This is a genomic window from Burkholderia sp. RS01, from assembly GCF_039748055.1.
Lineage (GTDB): Bacteria > Actinomycetota > Actinomycetes > Actinomycetales > Micrococcaceae > Arthrobacter.
The window spans coordinates 23,108-42,422 of record NZ_JBDLAK010000008.1; the positions used below are offsets into that span (position 1 = coordinate 23,108).

A 19,315-nucleotide genomic window follows, 5' to 3' on the forward strand; every position below is an offset into this window, starting at 1 on the left:
GTAAGATGGCTCACAATAGCCAGACGCCAAATATTTCCCGGGGAGCGGCAGCGTGCCAAAGATTGTTGACCATGACGAGCGGCGCCTGGAGCTGGTGGATGCGACCTGGCGGATCATCGCCCGGCTGGGCATCGAAGGCGCCACCATGCGGGAGATCGCCCTCGAGGCCGGCTTTGCGAACGGCGCCCTGAAGCCGTATTTCCCCACCAAGGACACCCTGCTGACGTTCGCCTTCGGCCACGTCTTCAACCGGACCAACGAGCGGATCGAGGCGGTAACCGACGGCTTGTCAGGGATCGCCGCACTGCGGGCGTTCTGCGTGGAGGTGCTGCCACTGGACGAGGAGCGCATCAACGAAGCCCGGATAGTGATCCCCTTTTGGCAGAAGGCCGTCAACGACCCCGAAAAAGCCGCCATCCACAGGGAATCCATGGACCAGTGGCATGCGGCACTGCTGGGACACCTCGCGGAGGCGCGGGAAAGCGGCGACGTCACCACCGGCGTCGACGACGCCGCCCTCGCGGGCCACTTGCTGAACATGCTGCTCGGCGCCCAGATATCCGCCGCTCTGGCACCGGAGGGCCAGGGCGACCTCGGGCTGAGTGAGCAACTGGAGGGCTTCCTGGCGCTGCTGACCCGCTAGCCTTGAGACCTCAAGATCCCACCCCCCCGGACCGCGATTGCCGGGATAACCAACCAGGAGACGCCGGCTGTGACCATCCCCCAGGAAATCGACACGCCGGAAGTCATGGTTGACCTCGACATTCTCGAGCGGAACATCGACCGCATGGCCTCGGCCGTCCGGGCGAAAGGCCTCAGCCTGCGCCCCCACGCCAAAACGCACAAGATCACAGAGATCGCCGCCCGCCAGATGGCGGCGGGAGCCTCGGGCCTGACCGTGGCAACCATCGGCGAAGCGGAAGTGTTCGCCGCTGCGGGTGTCGATGACCTGTTCATCGCCTATCCGCTCTGGGTTTCTCCTCAAAAGGCCGGCCGGCTTCGGCGCCTGTCGGAAAGCGCACGCATCGCCGTCGGAGTGGATTCCGCGGAAGGGGCGGCCATGCTGGGAACCGGGCTCGGGACGGCGGCAGGGAACGTGAGTGTTCTCGTGGAGGTCGACAGCGGCCATCACCGGAGCGGCGTCAGTCCGGAGGCAGTGGTGCCGGTGGCCGAAGCAGCGGCGCGCGCCGGGCTGACGGTGGCGGGAGTCTTCACCTTCCCGGGCCACAGCTATGCGCCGGGCATGCCGGTCGAGGCGGCCCGCCAGGAGCAGCACGCCCTGCAGCAGGCGTCCGAAGTCCTGGCCGCGGCAGGGTTCGACATCACGCGCCGAAGCGGCGGGTCCACCCCGACGGCAATGCTGACCGAGAATTCGGTTGCCACCGAGGTGCGTCCGGGCGTGTATGTCTTTGGCGACGCCCAGCAGCTGGAACTGGGGCGGTGCGCCATCGAAGACATCGCACTGACGGTGGCGGCCACGGTGGTCAGCCAGCATGAAACCCCGGCGGACGGTCCCGCACGTTTCATCATCGACGCCGGCAGCAAGGTTCTCGGCAGCGATCGGCCGGCGTGGGCAAGCGGCTTCGGACGCCTGCTCGACCAGCCCGACGCCCGGATCACCGCGCTGTCGGAGCACCATGCCACCGTCGAGTGGCCCGAGCGCGGGACCATGCCGGCCATCGGGCAGCGGCTGCGCGTCATCCCCAACCACGTGTGCCTCACTATTAACCTGGTTGACGACGTCGCAGTCACCAGCCGCGGCGAGCTCGTGGACAGGTGGGCCGTGGCTGCCAGGGGTAAGAACAAATGATCAGGAAGCCGGCCGGAAATCTTTTTTCGACATGTGTTGAAAAAAGATGACACTGCGGAACTTCGGCGCTAACCTGAAATGACTGTGTTCCAGGACACAGTATTGGGGACCCACTTCAGATGGCCATCCGTCGTCAGGAACATCCATGCCTGCACCAACAGCCCGTCCCGCGCGCCAGGACCTCACCTCCAGCGTGGCCGCCTCGTTTGACCACTGGAGGCACCTGGTAGCCCAGTCCTTTGTGCCGCTGGCCGCGGAGACGGACCGCCCCGACTCCTTCCGCGGCCGGATGGGGTCCAGGGTGCTCGACCGCATGTGCATTGTGGAGGTTTCGGCGTCGGGGCACAGCGTCCACCGCACACGCGCCCTCCTGGCGCAGTCGGACCAGCGCTATTTCAAGCTCAATCTCCAGCTGGAGGGCACCGGCCTCCTCATCCAGGACAACCGCGAGGCCGTACTTCGCCCCGGCGATCTGGCCATCTACGACACCAACCGGCCGTACACGCTCGCCTTTGAGGAACAGGCACGGATGATGGTGGTCATGTTCCCGCACGACGCACTGTCGCTGCCGCCCGACTACGTGGGGCAGCTTTCCGCGGTCCGCCTGGCCGGCGGCCACGGCCTGACGGGCATTGTGGGGCCGTTCATTGCCCAGCTCGCCGAGAACCTGGAGGTCCTCAGCGGCCCCAGCGGCTCGCGGCTGGCCACGAACGCCCTCGATCTCGTCTCCACCATGCTGCACTCGGAACTGGCCATGGCACCGGACCGGATGAAACCCCAGGCTGTGCTGGCAACGTCGATCCGCGAGTACATCGAGGCCAACCTGGCGGATCCGGACCTGTCGCCGGCCAGCATTGCGGCTGCGCACTTCATCTCCACCCGGCACCTGCACAACGTGTTCCACGAATCAGGCTCCACCGTGGCCAGCTGGATCAGGAGCAAACGGCTGGAGCATATCCGCCGCGACCTGCGGGACCCCCTGCACTCGGGCACCTCGGTGGGAGCCGTCGCGGCGCGCTGGGGATTCCTGGACGCCGCCCATTTCAGCCGCACCTTCCGCGAAGCATTCGGAGAATCCCCCAGCGACTGGCGGCGCAGCGCCTGACGCCGCCTGCGTTGGCGGCCTTGCCCGGCGCGAACAGCACGCCGTCATCCTGGAACACAGCCACCGCCGCACGGGTAGACGGCATGTTGGCGCCCTCGCCGACGGCGAGCAGCCCGTTCCGGACAAGCCGGGCAGCGGCATCGCCGTCGAGTTCGTCCTGCGCATCTGCCTCCTTCTCTCGGGAGCGGCGCTGCTGATCAACGGACTGGCATCGCTGGGCACACTCCCCCGCCGGGATGCGGCCGTGTTCAGCCTGGTCATCGGCAGCATTCAGCTGGCCTTGGGTGTCACCTATCTGGCTGCGGCCCCTCCGGGCGTTAACGGCGGCGGCCAGCAAGCGCTGCACGGCGCGGCCGGGATGTTCCTGTTCGGACTGACCTATGTCTATGGGGGCCTGGACTACCTGCTGGCACTCGGGTCCAGGGGCCTCGGCTGGTTCTGCGGACTGGTGGGCGTGTGCGGGCTCGTGCTGGCTGCCGCCTGGTCCGGAGCGGATCCGTTTCTGGCAGTCCTATGGCTCTGCTGGACCTATCTGTGGATGCTGTTCTTCCTGCAACTGGCGTTGGGCTTCGAACGCCTGGCCCCACTGATTGGCTGGTCCCTCGTCCTCGCCGGCCAGGCCTCGGCCACGGTGCCGGCGTTCCTGGGGCTGACCGGCCGGTGGCCCGGCGGACCTGAGCTGGCCGCGGGAGCCGCGGCGTCCCTGCTGGCGCTGTTGCTGCTTGCCGGCGGTCTCGCCTGGCGCGGGCGGCGCCAACCCGCCGCCCGCGCCGCCGCCGCCGTCGCCGTCGTCCGTTACCCGGCAACCTCAGGGTCTAGGGTCCGCGCCCGCTTCTCCACCCGGATCTCCACCAGCACCCCTGCCGCGAAGAGCGCCGGGACTGTCGCCAGGAGTGCCGCGGCGGTTTGCGTGCTTCCCCCGATGAGGGAGGTGAAGTTGCTGACCACGAGGTAGAGCACCCAGGCGAGCAACAGCGAAGCCAGCACCGGGGCTATGAGCGTCTGCCAGGACTGCCCCGGCACCGGTTCCCGGCGGAAATAGGCGACGACGGCGAGCGAGGACAGCATGTACAGCGCCAGCAGTGCCGCGACAGCGAGGCCGCTGAACCAGGAGAAGAGGGTCAGCACCGGATCCATGGCCAGCAGCGCGAACGGCGCCACGAGAAGCACGGCCACCGCCGTCTGGATCCACGCCGCCACCGCGGGCGCGCAGTGCCTGTTGGTCCGCGCCACGACGGCGGGCATGGAGCCGCGCAGCGCCAGTGAATGAAGGTAGCGGTTGATGCCGTTGTGGAAGGCAATAATGCCGGCGAGGAGGGACGTCACCAGGAGGATTCCGGCCGTGATGCCGGCCCAGGGGCCGAACATCTCAACGAGCGGGCCGATGACGAACGACGTCGCGTCCCCGGATTCGAGTGCCGCGCCGGCGGCGCCGGCCACCTGTGAGGGCCCGTAGAAACTGACCAGCATCCAGGTGATGAAGGAGAAGAACACGGCGATGATGCCCACCGAGAGGTAGGTGGCGCGGGCAACGGTCTTGTGCGGATCCTTGGCCTCCGCGGAGTAGATGGCCGTGGATTCGAAGCCGAACATGGACGCCACCGCGAACATGATGGCCACGCCGGGAGCGCCGCCCGCAATGGCCTCGGGGGAAAACGAGGCTGCCAGGTTCAGGCCTTGCGGGCCGCCGCCGTGGAACAGCACGGAGAACCCGAACAGCAGGAGAATTGCGACTTCCAGGCCAACCAAGACAGCCAGGACCCGGGCGCCGAGCTCGATGTTCATAGACCCAAGAACCTGGACCCCTGCCATGGTGGCCACCGCCAGCAGCCACCAGGGAACGCTGATTCCTGCCGACGCCAGCAGGCCGGAGAAAGCGGTACCGTAGAGCCCGTACATCGCGGCCTGCACCGTGCTGTACGCCAGCAGGGCCAGCCACGCGGCACCGGCGCCGGTCTTCCGCCCGAACCCTGCAGTCACATACGCGTAGAAGGCACCGTTGGTCTGGACCTTGCGGCTCATGGCGACGAACCCGACGGCGAAGATTACAATGACGATGCCGACGACGAGGTAGGCCCCCGGGGCGCCGGCACCATTGCCGAGCGCTGCTGCCAGGGGCGCGGCGCCGACTATCCCGGTCAGCGGGGCCTGCGCGGACAGGACAAAGAAGAGAATTCCCAGAACACCGATGCTGCCGGCGCGCAGGGCGGTGGAGTGTTCCTGGCGGGGGCTGGCTTGTGCTTCTGCTGTCCGGGACTCGGAATTGGAAATACTCATTTGATCCTTCTTAACGGTCATGAGTGCTGGGAGATGTTCTTGGACGACGGCGCCCATTGGCCTGCGGGCTGCCTAGCAGTGCCGGGGCCGCGCATGTGGGCTTCGCCATAAGATCCAGAATGGCACTGAAGCCCGGAGGCGCCTTGTCGTGCAGCGATCATTTGTTGTTCCTGAGCGCAGTCACGCTGGCGCTCCGGCCGGATGCAGCTGTTCACCTGAGGTCAAGAACCGTTCGCGGATACACAAGACGCCCCGTAGGGAGCCAGGCAGACTCGAGACATAGCCTCAGGCCACGCAGGCCGGTGCGCATTGCCTACTCGAAGTGGAGTACCCCATGGAAACTTACGACGCCCTGCTGGCCTCGATCACCCCCAACGCCGGTTCCCGCAGCCGGACCATCTTTGACCCTGCCACCGGCACGATTGTCGGCGAAGCTCCCGTGCACACCGTCGAGGACCTGGACCGGGCCATCACTGACGCCACGGAAGCCCAGCCGGCCTGGGCTGCCCTGGGCCACGACGCACGCAGCGCCGCGCTGCTCAAGGCGGCCGACGCCGTCGAACGCTCCGCCGAAGAACTTGCCCGGCTGCTCTCCCGAGAACAGGGCAAGCCGCTGAACGGCCCCAACGCACGCTTCGAGGTCGGCGCCTGCGCCGCCTGGCTCCGCGCCGCCGCCGGCACCGTGCTCCACCCGGAAACCGTGGTGGACGACGGCGAGACCTACGCCGAACTGCACTACAGGCCCATCGGCGTCGTCGGCGCGATCGGCCCCTGGAACTGGCCCATGATGATCACCATCTGGCAGATCGCCCCCGCCCTCCGGATGGGCAACACGGTGGTGGTCAAGCCCTCCGAATACACGCCGCTGTCCGTCCTGGCCCTTGCCAAGGTCCTCAACGAGGAACTCCCCGACGGCGTCCTCACGGTGGTCTCCGGCGACCGCGAGGTGGGTGCCCGCCTGGCCGGACACCCCGCCGTCGGCAAGATCATGTTCACCGGCTCCACCTCCGCCGGCCGGGCGATCATCAAATCCTCCGCCGACACCGTCAAGCGCCTCACCCTCGAGCTCGGCGGCAACGACGCCGGCATCGTCCTGCCCGACGCCGACCCCAAGGCCATCGCCGAGGGTCTCTTCTGGGGCGCCTTCATCAACACCGGCCAGACCTGCGCCGCCCTCAAGCGCCTCTACGTGCACGACGACATCTACGACGCCGTCTGCGGAGAGCTCACCGCCGTGGCGAAGGCCATGCCCATGGGCGTCGGGCTCGACGAGAACAACGTCCTCGGCCCGCTGCAGAACAGGGCCCAGTACGAAATCGTGGCAGGGCTCGTAGAAGCCGCCAGGGAATCCGGCGCCCGGATCCTGCTCGGCGGCAACCCGGACCCCGGCCAGCCCGGCCACTTCTACCCCGCCACGCTCGTGGCCGACATCGACAACGACAACCCGCTGGTTGCCGAGGAACAGTTCGGCCCCGCCCTGCCGATCATCCGGTACAGCAGCGTGGACGAAGCCGTGGCCATGGCGAACGCGCTGGACATCGGGCTCGGCGCCTCCGTCTGGTCCCCGGACATCAGCGCCGCCCGCCAGGTCGCTGCCCGGATCGAGGCCGGCACGGTGTGGATCAACAAGCACGGCGCCGTGGACCCGCGCGTCCCCTTCGGCGGAGCAAAGCAGTCCGGCTACGGCCTGGAATTCGGCGTCGAAGGCCTCAAAGCCCTCGGCGTGCCGCAGGTGATCAACGGCTAGGATGCGGAACCCAAGATAGCGACGGCGGAGGCCGGGGGCGCCATGGGCGGCCCCGGCCTCCTTGGTGTCATGTCGGGCGACAATTACGACATCTACGGCCGCCCGGGTGAGTGGCAGGGCACCACGCGTGAAACCATACGGAGCATGGCCCAAAAGATTGCGTACCAGGGTGAGCCCGGCGCCAACTCCAATATTGCTTGCATCCAGATGTTCCCCGAGCTGGAAAATATTCCGTGCGCCAGTTTTGAGGACGCTTTCGAATTGGTGTCCAGCGGCGAGGCGGACCTTGCCATGATCCCGATCGAGAACTCAATTGCCGGCCGGGTGGCTGACATCCATATTCTGCTGCCCCAGTCCCATCTGCAGATAGTGGGCGAGTTCTTCCTGCCCATCCATTTCGACCTGCTGGGCATCCCTGGCAGTACCATTGAGGCCGCCACCGAGGTCCACAGCCATATCCACGCCCTGGGCCAGTGCCGGAAGCTCATCCGCAGCGCCGGCTTGAAGCCCGTGATCGCCGGAGACACGGCAGGGTCAGCCCGGGAGGTCCGGGACTGGAACGACCCCGCCAAACTGTCCCTCGCTCCCCCGCTGGCAGCGCAACTCTACGGACTGGAAGTGCTGGCATCCGCCGTCGAGGACGACCCCTCCAACACCACCCGCTTTGTGGTCCTGGCGCCGGAAAAGAAACTGCCGACCCGGGATGAGTTGCCCGGGCCGGCAGTTACCAGTTTCGTGTTCCGCGTCCGGAACGTTCCCTCCGCGCTCTACAAGGCACTGGGCGGGTTCGCCACCAACGGCGTGAACATGACCCGGCTGGAGAGCTACATGGTGGGCGACGAGTTCGCTGCCACCATGTTCATGGCCGACGTAGAGGGACACCCGGAGGACCTGCCGCTGAAGCTTGCCTTGGAGGAGCTGGACTTCTTCACCACCGAGGTGCGGATCCTGGGCGTGTATGCCGCTGCCGAATACCGGACCAGGCCGGCTCAGGCCACGGCGGTCTGACGCCGGTTCAGAAGCGGCGCGAAGAACGCGCCCAGCTCGGCGGTCGCCGTCAGCGGCAGGACGTTCGCCACGTACTGATCCGGGCGCACCACCACCATCACGCCGCCGCGGTCCAGGCCGCGCAGCTCGAAGATGTCCGCGGTGGGGTCGGTGCCGTAGGCGTTCTCAAGGTAGCTGAGCTTGAACGGGCCGACTTCCGGCTTGAACACCGCCGGGACTGCGCCGATGTCGACGCCCGTGTGGTCCTGCTGGTAGATGACCTTCACGTCGAACCAGGCGTCGCGGTCGGCGCCCTCGGGTGTGGCGGCGAGCGGCGACTCCGGTGCACTGGCCAGCCACGCCGCCAGGTCCGTGGTCGGCGACGGGGCACCTGCGGCGGCCGCGTCCGCGAAGACGTAGATGCGCCACCGGCCGTCCGCCTTCGCCTGGTGGCCGAGCTGCACCGGGTTCGTATCGCAGACCCGCACCACGGGCGCGGACTTGAAGCGTTTACCGATGGTGAACCCGGTGGCCAGGTCCTGGTGATCGGGCTCGGCGATGAGCATGGAGGGGGCGTACTGGGTCATGAAGCCCGCGGGGAACTCGGCCGTGCTGACATAGAAGTCCTCGAGTTCGGAGGGGCTATCGAACTCCTCGGGTTTCTTCGCCATGAGGGTGGACCATTCCTTGTCGAAGTCGATGAGGTTCTTCGCGATGACCTGGCGCTCGGCCGAGTAGGTGGACAGCAGGCTCTCCGGGCTGCGGCCTTCGAGCACGTGCCCCAGCTTCCAGCCCAGGTTGAAGCCGTCCTGCATGGAGACGTTCATGCCCTGGCCGGCCTTGGCGCTGTGCGTGTGGCACGCGTCGCCGGCGATGAATACGCGCGGCGTGCGGGTGCCCCGCTGCTCCGGGAGGACGTCGTCGAACCGGTCGGTGAGGCGGTGGCCCACCTCGTACACGCTGTGCCAGGCGACGTTCCGGACATCGAGCGTGTAGGGGTGCAGGATGTCGTTGGCCTTGGCGATGATCTGCTCGATGGTGGTGTTGCGGACGGCCCCCTTGCTGTTGGCGTCCACTTCGCCGAGGTCCACGTACATGCGGAAGAGGTGGCCGCCTTCGCGCGGGATCAGCAGGATGCTGCCGCCCTCGCCGGACTGGATGGCGCACTTCGTGCGGATGTCCGGGAAGTCCGTGACGGCCAGGACGTCCATCACGCCCCAGGCGTGGTTGGCCTGATCCCCGGCGAGGGTGCAGCCGATCGACTCCCGCACCTTGCTGCGCGCGCCGTCAGCGCCTACGACGTATTTGGCGCGGACCGTGCGCTCCCGGCCTTCGTCGGGTCCGGCCGTGTGGAGCAGCGTCACGGTGACGGGGTATTCGCCCTGGCCGGTGACTTCGAGGCTGCGGAATTCGTAGCCGTAGTCCGGCGACATGCGGGCGGGCGAGTTCGCCATGAATTCGGCGAAGTAGTCCAGGACGCGCGCCTGGTTGACGATGAGGTGCGGGAACTCGCTGATGCCGGCCGGGTCGTCGACGGCGCGGGCGGCCCGGATGATGCGGGAGTGGTCTGCGGGGTCCGGCTTCCAGAACGCCATCTCGGTGATGCGGTATGCCTCGGCGATGATCCGCTCGGCAAAGCCGAAGGCCTGGAACGTCTCGACGCTCCTGGCCTGGATGCCGTCGGCCTGGCCGATGGCGAGCCTGCCGCCGCGGCGCTCCACGACGCGCGTGGTGACACCGGGGAACTGGGACAGCTGGGCGGCGGTGAGCATGCCTGCGGGGCCGGTGCCCACAATGAGCACCTCGACCTCGTCGGGCAGCTCTTCGGGGCGGTTGATGCCGACGCCGGCGGCCGGCTGGACCCGGGGGTCACCGGATACGTAACCGTGGTGGTGAAACTGCACGGGCTTTCCTCACTTCGTTGTGTGGCCGTCTATCGCCGTTGTGTTCGATATTAGAATTACTCGTTCCAATATGGAACGTTTATATTGATCCAAAACTGTACGCCAGGTATGACGCGGGATACAAGCGCTTCGAAAACTCCGCCAAACAAGGGGTTGACGGTCCCTCGATTCGTGGATGATAGTTATCGTATACGATTTCGTACTCGATGAGGAGTAATTCTTGGAACAGGTCACCGACCACATCCTGGCCGCGGCCCGCAAGGTCATCGCGGTGCACATCAACTACCCCAGCCGGGCAGCCCAGCGCGGCCGCACGCCGGAGCAGCCCTCCTACTTTCTGAAGCCGCCGTCGTCCCTGTCGTTCGGTTCGGCGGAAGCCCCTTCAACGGTGGAGCGCCCCGCCGGCTGCGAACTCCTCGGATTCGAAGGCGAGATCGCCCTGATCATCGGCAAGCCGGCCCGCCGCGTCGGCCTCGAGGACGCCTGGAGCCACGTCGAGTGGGTCACCGCCAGCAACGACCTCGGCGTCTATGACCTCCGCTACGCGGACAAGGGCTCCAACCTCCGGTCCAAGGGCGGCGACGGCTTCACGCCGGTCGGCCCCGGGCTGATCCCCGCCGACACGGTGGACCCCGCAAAACTGCGCATCCGCACCTGGCACAACGGCCGCCTCGTCCAGGACGACACCACCGAAGACCTGCTCTTCCCCTTCGCAAGGCTCGTCGCCGACCTGTCCCAGCTACTCACGCTCGAAGAGGGGGACATGATCCTGACCGGCACCCCGGCCGGCGCCTCCGTGGCCAACCCGGGCGACGTCGTCGAGGTTGAAGTCAGCGCCGGCACGACGACGGCGGGCGGCGCCGCTTCCGGCCTCACCACCGGCCGGCTGGTCACCCTGGTTGCGGAAGGCACGACACCGTTCGCGGACTTTGGCGCCCGGCCCAAGACCGATGATCTCCAGCGGGAGGAAGCGTACGGCTCCCGGGAAGCGGCCGGTCTTGCCGCCGTGGAGGGCGCCGCCGTCGGGCCGGTCCTTACCCCGGAGCTGAAGGCGAAACTGGAAAGCGTCTGCACCGCCACGCTGTCCTCCCAGCTGCGCAAGCGCGGCCTGAACAACGTCAGCATCGACGGCCTCACCTCCACCCGCCCGGAGAAGCGGATCGTGGGCCTGGCCCGAACCCTGCGCTACGTGCCCAACCGCGAAGACCTGTTCAAGACCCACGGCGGCGGCTTCAACGCCCAGAAGAAGGCCATCGATTCCGTCAACGAGGGCGAGATCCTGGTGATGGAGGCCCGCGGCGAAAAGGGCACCGGCACCATCGGCGATATCCTGGCCCTCCGCGCCCAGGTCCGCGGCGCTGCCGCCATCATCACCGACGGCGGGGTCCGCGACTTCGCCGCCGTGGCAGCAATGGACATGCCCACGTATTACGCCAACCCGCACCCGGCCGTCCTGGGCCGCCGGCACATCCCGTGGGACACGGACATCACCATCGCCTGCGGCGGCACCACCGTGCAGCCCGGGGACATCATCGTGGCCGACTCCGACGGCATCTTGGTCATCCCGCCGGCCCTGGCCGAAGAGCTCGCAGACGATTCCATCGCCCAGGAACGCGAAGAAACCTTCATCGCGGAGATGGTGGAACAGGGCAACAGCGTGGACGGCCTCTACCCGCTGAACGCCGAATGGCGCCGCAAGTACGAACAATGGGAAACGGACAAGGCCAATGACTGAGACTGTAGCCACGGCCGGCACCGCAGTCGGAAACGGCGCCACCGGCAGCAAATCCGAACAGGCCTACCAGGCGGTCAAGGCCCGAATCGTGGACGGGACCTACTCCCCCGGCTACCGGCTGGTCCTGGCCAAGATTGCCGAGGACCTGGGCGTCAGCGTGGTTCCGGTCCGCGAGGCCATCCGCCGGCTCGAGGCCGAGGGGCTGGTGAAGTTCGAGCGGAACGTCGGCGCCACAGTGTCCGGGATCGATCCCACCGAATACCTCTACACGATGCAGACCCTGAGCATCGTGGAGGGTGCCGCCACCGCACTCTCGGCCCCGCTGATCGGGGCGGCGGACATTGCCCGCGCCCGGGCGGTAAACGAGGAAATGCGGGAATGCCTGCAGCATTTCGACCCCGTCCGCTTCACCCGCCTGAACCAGGACTTCCACAGCGTCCTGTTCGAGCACTGCCCCAACCCGCACATCCTGGACCTCGTCCACCGCGGCTGGAACAGGCTCGCGTCACTGCGGTCCTCCACGTTCCGCTTCGTGCCCGGCAGGGCCCACGACTCCGTTGCCGAACACGAAGCCCTCCTGAAACTCATTGAAACCGGCGCCGACGCCGACGCCATCGAAAAAGCAGCACGGCTCCACCGCTCCGCCACTCTGGACGCGTACCTCGCCCAAACCAACGCGGGGTCACTTAGCGCCCAATAGAGCGCCCCGAATGGGCCGTAAGTGACCCCGCGTTGCACCATCAGTAAGGAAATCAACAATGACGTTCACTGCACCGGAAACCACATCCCACTACGTCCCCGAGAACCTGCCCACCCACATCCAGCACTACATCAACGGCGAGTTCGTTGACTCCGTGGGCGGCAAGACCTTCGACGTACTGGACCCAGTGTCCAACACGAACTACGCCACCGCCGCGGCCGGCCAGAAGGAGGACATCGACCTCGCCGTCGCCGCCGCCCGCGAAGCGTTCGTGAACGGACCGTGGCCGAAGATGAAGCCGCGCGAACGCGCCCGCATCCTGAACAGAATCGCCGACGCCGTCGAAGCCCAGGAGGAGCGCCTCGCCGAACTCGAAACCTTCGACACCGGCCTGCCGATCACCCAGGCCAAGGGCCAGGCGCTGCGGGCGGCCGAGAACTTCCGCTTCTTCGCGGACCTGATCGTGGCCCAGTTCGACGACGCCATGAAGGTCCCCGGCTCGCAGATCAACTACGTGAACCGCAAACCGATCGGCGTCGCCGGGCTCATCACGCCGTGGAACACCCCGTTCATGCTGGAGTCCTGGAAGCTCGCCCCGGCCCTGGCCACCGGCAACACCGTGGTCCTCAAGCCGGCCGAGTTCACGCCGCTGTCCGCCTCACTCTGGGCCCGGATCTTCAAGGACGCCGGCCTGCCCGACGGCGTCTTCAACCTGGTCAACGGCCTCGGCGAGGAAGCCGGCGACGCCCTCGTCAAGCACCCGGACGTCCCGCTGATCTCGTTCACCGGCGAAACCACCACGGGCCAGACCATCTTCCGCAACGCCGCCGCCAACCTCAAGGGCCTGTCCATGGAACTTGGCGGCAAGTCACCGTGCGTGATCTTCGCCGACGCCGACCTGGACGCCGCGATCGACTCCGCCCTGTTCGGCGTCTTCTCCCTCAACGGCGAGCGCTGCACCGCCGGCTCCCGCATCCTCGTCGAACGCGCCATCTACGACGAGTTCTGCGACAAGTACGCCGCCCGCGCGAAGAAGATCGTCGTCGGCGATCCGCACGACCCCAAAACCCAGGTGGGTGCGCTGGTCCATCCGGAACACTACGAAAAGGTGGCCTCCTACGTCGAGATCGGCAAGTCCGAAGGCCGGCTGCTGGCCGGCGGCGGCCGCCCGGATCACCTCCCGGAGGGCAACTACATCGCCCCCACCGTCTTCGCCGACGTCGCCCCCGACGCGCGGATCTTCCAGGAGGAAATTTTCGGCCCGGTCGTCGCGATCACCCCTTTCGAGAACGACGACGAAGCCCTCGCCCTGGCCAACAACACCAAGTACGGCCTGGCGGCCTACATCTGGACGCAGGACCTGACCCGGGCCCACAACTTCTCCCAGAACGTCGAGGCCGGCATGGTCTGGCTCAACAGCCACAACGTCCGCGACCTCCGGACGCCGTTCGGCGGCGTCAAGGCCTCCGGGCTGGGACATGAGGGCGGCTACCGCTCCATCGACTTCTACACCGACCAGCAGGCCGTGCACATCACGCTCGGCACCGTCCACACCCCCAAATTCGGCGCATAACCCCCTCGGCCGGCGCCAGCCAGGCCCCTTTCAACGAAGAGAGAATCCCATGAACAACATCATCCCCAAGCCCTCCGTCCCCGCACCGGACATCGTCCGCTGCGCGTACATGGAAATCGTGGTCACCGATCTCGCCAAATCCCGCGAGTTCTACGTCGACGTCCTCGGCCTGCACGTCACCGAGGAAGACGAGAACGCCATCTACCTGCGTTCCCTCGAGGAGTTCATCCACCACAACCTGGTCCTGCGCAAGGGACCCGTCGCCGCCGTCGCGGCCTTTGCCTACCGAGTGAGGTCCCCCGCCGAAGTCGACGCCGCCGAGGCGTACTACAAGGAACTTGGCTGCCGCACCGAACGCCGCAAGGAAGGCTTCACCAAGGGCATCGGCGACTCCGTCCGCGTCGAGGACCCGCTGGGCTTCCCCTACGAGTTCTTCTACGAAACCGAGCACGTGGAACGCCTCACCCAGCGCTACGACCTCTACTCCGCCGGCGAACTGGTTCGGCTGGACCACTTCAACCAGGTCACCCCGGACGTTCCCCGCGGCCGCAAGTACCTGGAGGACCTCGGCTTCCGCGTCTCCGAGGACATCCAGGATTCCGACGGCGTCACGTACGCCGTGTGGATGCACCGCAAGCAGACCGTGCACGACACCGCCCTGACCGGCGGCAACGGCCCGCGCATGCACCACGTCGCGTTCGCCACGCACGAGAAGCACAACATCATCCAGATCTGCGACAAGATGGGCGCCCTGCGCATCTCCGACCGGATCGAGCGCGGCCCCGGCCGGCACGGCGTCTCCAACGCCTTCTACCTCTACATCCTGGACCCGGACGGCCACCGCATCGAGATCTACACCCAGGACTACTACACCGGCGATCCGGACAATCCCGTGGTGACCTGGGACGTGCACGACAACCAACGCCGCGACTGGTGGGGCAACCCCGTCGTCCCCTCCTGGTACACCGAAGCCTCCCTCGTCCTGGACCTGGACGGCAACCCGCAACCCGTGATCGTCCGCGAGGAAAAGAGCGAGATGGCCGTGACAGTGGGCGCCGACGGCTTCTCCTACACCCGCAAGGACGATTCCGCAGTGGAGGGCTTCAAGCTCGGGGCGCAGGTCTAAACCATGCTGGACGCGAAGACGATCGAAGCGATTGCCGACGAACTGCTCGAGGCCGGCCGGAACCGCAAGCCGGTGCAGCGCCTGACTGCCCGCTACCCGGACATGACGGTGGAGGACTCCTATGCCGTGCAGCAGCTGTGGCGGCGGCGTAATGAGGAAGCCGGACGCACGCTGGTGGGCCGCAAGATCGGCCTCACGTCCAAGGCGATGCAGGCCGCCACGGGCATCACCGAACCGGACTACGGCGCGATCTTCGATGACATGGTCCTCGAAACCGGCTGCTCGGTGCAGTGGGACAAGTACACGCACCCCCGGGTGGAGGTGGAGCTGGCGTTCGTCCTGAAGGACGCACTCAAAGGCCCGGGCTGCACCATTTTTGACGTCCTGAATGCCACCGACTACGTGGTTCCCGCCCTCGAGATCCTCGACTCCCGGATAGAGATGGAGGGCCGGACCATCGTGGACACCATCGCGGACAACGCCGCGATGGGCGCCATGGTGGTGGGCGGCAACCCGGTCCGCCCGGACGCCGTCGACCTCCGCTGGGTCTCCGCGATCCTCTACAAGAACCAGACCGTCGAAGAGACCGGCGTGGCCGCCGGCGTCCTGGACCACCCGGCCAACGGCGTGCACTGGCTCGCCAACAAGATCGCCGCGCACGGCGACGGCATGAAGGCCGGAGACATCATCCTGGCCGGGTCCTTCACGCGCCCGCTGTGGGTGTACAAGGGCGATACCGTGCACGCCGACTACGGACCCCTGGGGAGCATCACATGCCGCTTCGAGTAGAACCCGATAAAACGTTCCGCGACGCCCTGGCCGCGGCGGACCGTCCCCTGGCGGGCATGTGGGTGTGCTCCGGCAGCCCGCTCGTGGCCGAGATCTGTGCCGGGGCCGGCCTGGACTGGCTCCTGATCGACGCCGAACACAGCCCCAACGGCCTGGAATCCATCCTGGCCCAGCTGCAGGCGGTGCACGGCTACCCCGGGCACGTGGTGGTGCGGCCGCCGGTGAACGACACCGTGCTCATCAAGCAGTACCTGGACCTCGGCGTCCAAAACCTGCTGATCCCCATGGTCAATTCAGCAGCCGAGGCCGAGGCAGCGGTGGCCGCCACGCGGTATCCGCCGCACGGCGTCCGCGGCGTGGGCTCGGCGCTGGCCCGGGCCGCACGCTGGAACCGCGTTCCGGACTACCTGACCCGCGCGTCCGAAACCGTCAGCGTCACCGTCCAGATCGAATCCGAAGCCGCCGTCGCCGCAGTGGAAAACATCCTCGCGGTCGACGGGGTGGACGCCATCTTCCTCGGCCCGTCCGACCTCGCCGCTTCCATGGGGCTGCTGGGTCAGCAGGAACACCCCGAGGTGCGCGCCGCCGTCGAACACTGCATTACCGCCGCCAGGACGGCAGGCAAACCAGCCGGCGTGAACGCCTTCAACCCGGCCACCGCCCGCGCCTATCTCGACGCCGGCGCCGCCTTTGTCCTGGTGGGCGCCGACGTCGCCATTCTTGCCCGCGGCTCCGAAGCACTCGCCGCCGAATACACCACGTCCAACGACGGCGACGCCCCCGCCGGCTACTGACCCGCCCGGTTACTGATTCGCCCGAAGCCGGCAATCCGGGGCGGCAATGCCGGGGGCGGCTGCGGCAATAGACTGAAGCCATGGCCCAGACCGGACTTTCCGCAAGCAGACGGTTCCTCCGCGGCCGGATCCGCACCGGGCTGGTCCGCAGCCGGAACTCGCTGGTCCCCGCCATCCAGATGACGCTGTGCGCGGTGGGTGCCTACGCGTTCGCCGAGTACGTCCTGGGGCATTCGGGGCCGCTGTTCGCCGCCACGTCCTCGCTCATCGCCCTGGGGTTCTCCCGGGACCCGCGGCTGCGCAGGGTGATTGAGGTGGGGCTGGGCTGCACCATCGGCATTGCGGTGGGCGACCTGCTGCTCCACTGGCTGGGCGCCGGAATCTGGCAGGCCGCCGTCGTCCTTCTTTTCTCGATCCTGCTGGCCCGTTTCCTGGACAGCGGAACCATTTTCTCCACCCAGCTGGGGCTGCAGTCGCTGCTGGTGGTGCTGCTGCCGGCACCGCCGGGCGGCCCGTTCACGCGCAGCCTCGATGCCGTGGTGGGCGGCGTCTTCGCGCTGCTGGTCACCATCCTGGTGCCGAAGGATCCACGGCGCGAACCGCGCAAGGATGTCCAGAAGCTGCTCCACGAGCTGGCGGAAGTGCTGCGCGAATGTGCCGCCGCGCTGATGCAGAGCGACTCCACGCAGGCGTGGCATGCGCTGATCCGCGGCCGGAACTGCCAGCCGCTGGTGGACGCCATGCGGCAGTCGCTGCGGACGTCTGGTGAGGTGGCCACGCTGGCACCGGCCTACCGGAGGCACCGGGATGAAATCGACCGGCTGGAGCAGTCGCTGGATTACATCGACCTCGCGCTGCGCAATAGCCGCGTCTTTGCCCGCAGGCTGACCAGCGCCATCAACCACGCGGCGCTCTCCGACGAAGCCACCGAGAACATCGCCGAGGTCCTACAGGAGACCGCAGCTGCCATCGACGAACTCTCGCTCGGGCTGGCCGAGGTGCACGAGGGCGCCCGGCGTGCCCACCTCCGCAGCGCCAGGCAGGAGCTGGGTGCCATCGCGGGCCGGCTGCATCCGAAGATGCTGGAAGTGGAGCGGCTGGAGGGTGAGACCGTGGTGATGCTCTTCCGGCCGCTGATGGTGGACCTGCTGGAGGCCGCCGGCATGGATTCCCGCGAGGCCCGGGACATCCTCCCGCCGCTGTAGGAGCGGAAGCCCGCGGAGCAGGAATGTCGGGGGCTCCGGATAGTGTGGAGCAATGGCTACAAAGACTTCCCGGGCGTCCAAAACACCGGGCTATAAGTGCGCGGAATGCGGCTGGACCACGGTCAAGTGGGTGGGGCGCTGCGGTGAGTGCCAGGCGTGGGGAACCGTTGAGGAAACCGGCGCCGCCGTGGCCCGCACGACGGCGGCCACTACCGTTTTGGAGCCCGCCCGCCCCATCGCCGAGGTGGACGCCACCACCGCCGCTTTCCTGCCCACGGGCGTGGACGAGCTGGACCGGGTGCTGGGCGGCGGCGTGGTGCCGGGCGCCGTGATCCTGCTGGCTGGTGAGCCGGGCGTCGGCAAGTCCACACTGCTGCTGGACGTGGCCGCCAAGTTTGCCCGGACGGGCCAAAGCGTCCTCTACGTCACCGGCGAGGAATCCGCGGCGCAGGTCAAGCTGCGGGCTGAGCGGATCAACGCCCTCGCGGACACCCTCTACCTGTCCGCTGAGACCGACCTTGGCCAGGCCCTGGGCCAGGTGGAGAAGGTGGAACCAAAGCTCCTGGTGGTGGACTCCGTGCAGACATTGAGCAGCGCGGACGTGGAGGGCAGTTCGGGCGGCGTCTCCCAGGTGCGTGAGGTGGCCGCGTCCATCATCGCGGCCGCCAAGCGCCGCAACATGACCACGCTGCTGGTGGGGCACGTGACGAAGGACGGCTCCATCGCCGGGCCGCGCCTCCTGGAGCACCTCGTGGATGTGGTGTGCCAGTTCGAGGGCGAACGCCACTCCCGCCTCCGGCTGTTGCGTGCGGTCAAGAACCGGTACGGGCCCACGGACGACGTGGGCTGCTTCGACCTCAACGAGGACGGCATTGAGGGCCTCGCGGACCCCAGCGGGCTCTTCGTCACCCGCACCAAGGATCCCGTCTCCGGCACCTGCATCACGGTGACCATGGAGGGCAGGCGCCCGCTGCTGGCCGAGGTGCAGTCGCTCCTGGCCGAGAGCGCCAACTCGCAGCCGCGCCGCGCCACCAGCGGCCTCGACAGCTCGCGGGTGGCCATGCTGCTGGCTGTGCTCCAGCAGCGGGCAGGCTGCCTGCTGCAGAAGGACGACTCGTACGTGGCCACGGTGGGCGGCGTGAAACTCAGCGAGCCTGCCACGGACCTTGCCGTGGCGCTGGCCGTCGCGTCTGCCAAGGCGAAGAAACCGCTGCCGCAGCGGCTCATCGCGTTCGGGGAGGTGGGGCTGGCCGGCGAGGTCCGTCCTGTGCCGGGCATCAACCAGCGCATCCAGGAGGCGCACCGGCTGGGCTTCACGCACGCAGTGGTGCCCGCCAGCCACAACGGCCCGGGCCCGGTGCCGGCGGGCTTCTCGGTGCGGGAAGTCGGCCACCTGACCGAGGCCCTGAGTCTGCTGATCAGCTAGCGGCGCCAGTCGGCCGGACGGGCAGTTAACGCGGGTGGCCGAGCAGTAAGCGCGGGTGGCCCGGTCGTTAGCGCGGGTGGCCCGCGCCGGTCTGCCGGCGCGGGCCACTGCTGTTGCTGTTCCGCCTCCGGCGGAGG

15 protein-coding genes and 2 pseudogenes are annotated in these 19,315 nt (G+C 67.6%); 14 read left to right on the forward strand and 3 right to left on the reverse strand.

Annotation, left to right across the window (positions count from 1 at the left end; translation table 11 throughout):
* The first annotated feature begins 52 nt into the window (after nt 1-52).
* The 3 genes from ABFP37_RS09180 (at nt 53) to ABFP37_RS09190 (ending at nt 2,915) form a co-directional block, all read left to right on the forward strand.
* Nucleotides 53-643 (forward strand): TetR/AcrR family transcriptional regulator, encoded by a 591-nt coding sequence (locus ABFP37_RS09180; protein WP_347033357.1) that lies wholly within the window; start codon nt 53-55, stop codon nt 641-643.
* Nucleotides 644-712: 69 nt separating this feature from the next.
* Nucleotides 713-1,810, forward strand: coding sequence for a D-TA family PLP-dependent enzyme (locus tag ABFP37_RS09185; protein WP_260680909.1), 1,098 nt, complete (start codon nt 713-715; stop codon nt 1,808-1,810).
* Nucleotides 1,811-1,955: 145 nt separating this feature from the next.
* Nucleotides 1,956-2,915, forward strand: a complete 960-nt coding sequence (locus ABFP37_RS09190) for a helix-turn-helix domain-containing protein (RefSeq protein WP_347033358.1) — start codon at nt 1,956-1,958, stop codon at nt 2,913-2,915.
* Here ABFP37_RS09190 and ABFP37_RS09195 read toward each other — a convergent pair.
* Nucleotides 2,914-3,075: pseudogene (locus ABFP37_RS09195) on the reverse strand (glutamate dehydrogenase); the annotation flags it as partial. The gene ABFP37_RS09190 and the pseudogene ABFP37_RS09195 overlap by 2 nt on opposite strands.
* Nucleotides 3,076-3,129: 54 nt before the next feature.
* On the opposite strand from ABFP37_RS09195, the pseudogene ABFP37_RS09200 reads away from it, so the two are divergent.
* Nucleotides 3,130-3,513, forward strand: a pseudogene (locus ABFP37_RS09200) (AmiS/UreI family transporter); the annotation flags it as partial.
* Between the two features lie 197 nt (nt 3,514-3,710).
* On the opposite strand, the gene ABFP37_RS09205 reads toward ABFP37_RS09200, so the two are convergent.
* Nucleotides 3,711-5,192, reverse strand: coding sequence for an APC family permease (locus ABFP37_RS09205; protein ID WP_347033359.1), 1,482 nt, complete (start codon nt 5,190-5,192; stop codon nt 3,711-3,713).
* A 334-nt stretch (nt 5,193-5,526) separates the two neighbouring features.
* On the opposite strand from ABFP37_RS09205, the gene ABFP37_RS09210 reads away from it, so the two are divergent.
* Nucleotides 5,527-6,939, forward strand: coding sequence for an aldehyde dehydrogenase family protein (locus ABFP37_RS09210; protein ID WP_078027387.1), 1,413 nt, complete (start codon nt 5,527-5,529; stop codon nt 6,937-6,939).
* Between the two features lie 144 nt (nt 6,940-7,083).
* Entirely contained in the window at nt 7,084-7,947 is an 864-nt protein-coding gene (locus tag ABFP37_RS09215) for a prephenate dehydratase (RefSeq protein ID WP_078027515.1), read from the forward strand.
* On the opposite strand, the gene ABFP37_RS09220 is transcribed toward ABFP37_RS09215, so the two are convergent.
* The gene (locus ABFP37_RS09220; RefSeq protein ID WP_078027388.1) at nt 7,929-9,830 is read right to left on the reverse strand and encodes an FAD-binding monooxygenase; all 1,902 of its coding nucleotides are present in this window, start codon (nt 9,828-9,830) and stop codon (nt 7,929-7,931) included. The genes ABFP37_RS09215 and ABFP37_RS09220 overlap by 19 nt on opposite strands.
* Nucleotides 9,831-10,050: 220 nt before the next feature.
* On the opposite strand from ABFP37_RS09220, the gene ABFP37_RS09225 reads away from it, so the two are divergent.
* From ABFP37_RS09225 to radA, 8 genes are all read left to right on the forward strand, one after another.
* Nucleotides 10,051-11,565 (forward strand): fumarylacetoacetate hydrolase family protein, encoded by a 1,515-nt coding sequence (locus ABFP37_RS09225; RefSeq protein WP_078027389.1) that lies wholly within the window; start codon nt 10,051-10,053, stop codon nt 11,563-11,565.
* The gene (locus tag ABFP37_RS09230) at nt 11,558-12,265 is read left to right on the forward strand and encodes a GntR family transcriptional regulator (RefSeq protein WP_347033360.1); all 708 of its coding nucleotides are present in this window, start codon (nt 11,558-11,560) and stop codon (nt 12,263-12,265) included. Before ABFP37_RS09225 ends, ABFP37_RS09230 begins: the two co-directional genes overlap by 8 nt.
* Nucleotides 12,266-12,323: 58 nt before the next feature.
* Nucleotides 12,324-13,838 (forward strand): 5-carboxymethyl-2-hydroxymuconate semialdehyde dehydrogenase, encoded by a 1,515-nt coding sequence (hpaE, locus tag ABFP37_RS09235; protein WP_078027391.1) that lies wholly within the window; start codon nt 12,324-12,326, stop codon nt 13,836-13,838.
* Between the two features lie 49 nt (nt 13,839-13,887).
* Nucleotides 13,888-14,964 carry a 3,4-dihydroxyphenylacetate 2,3-dioxygenase gene (hpaD, locus tag ABFP37_RS09240; protein ID WP_347033361.1) on the forward strand — a complete coding sequence of 359 codons (1,077 nt, stop codon included), beginning with the start codon at nt 13,888-13,890 and terminating at the stop codon, nt 14,962-14,964.
* A gap of 3 nt (nt 14,965-14,967) precedes the next feature.
* A complete protein-coding gene (gene hpaH, locus ABFP37_RS09245) occupies nt 14,968-15,753 on the forward strand; it encodes a 2-oxo-hept-4-ene-1,7-dioate hydratase (protein WP_347033362.1) in 786 nt (261 codons plus the stop codon).
* Nucleotides 15,738-16,547 (forward strand): HpcH/HpaI aldolase/citrate lyase family protein, encoded by an 810-nt coding sequence (locus tag ABFP37_RS09250; protein WP_347033363.1) that lies wholly within the window; start codon nt 15,738-15,740, stop codon nt 16,545-16,547. The genes hpaH and ABFP37_RS09250 overlap by 16 nt, the downstream gene beginning before the upstream one ends.
* Before the next feature lie 80 nt (nt 16,548-16,627).
* On the forward strand, nt 16,628-17,752 hold the full coding sequence (locus tag ABFP37_RS09255; protein ID WP_078027394.1) for an FUSC family protein: 1,125 nt from the start codon (nt 16,628-16,630) through the stop codon (nt 17,750-17,752).
* Between the two features lie 52 nt (nt 17,753-17,804).
* Nucleotides 17,805-19,178, forward strand: coding sequence for a DNA repair protein RadA (gene radA, locus ABFP37_RS09260; RefSeq protein WP_078027395.1), 1,374 nt, complete (start codon nt 17,805-17,807; stop codon nt 19,176-19,178).
* Nucleotides 19,179-19,315: the final 137 nt, after the last annotated feature.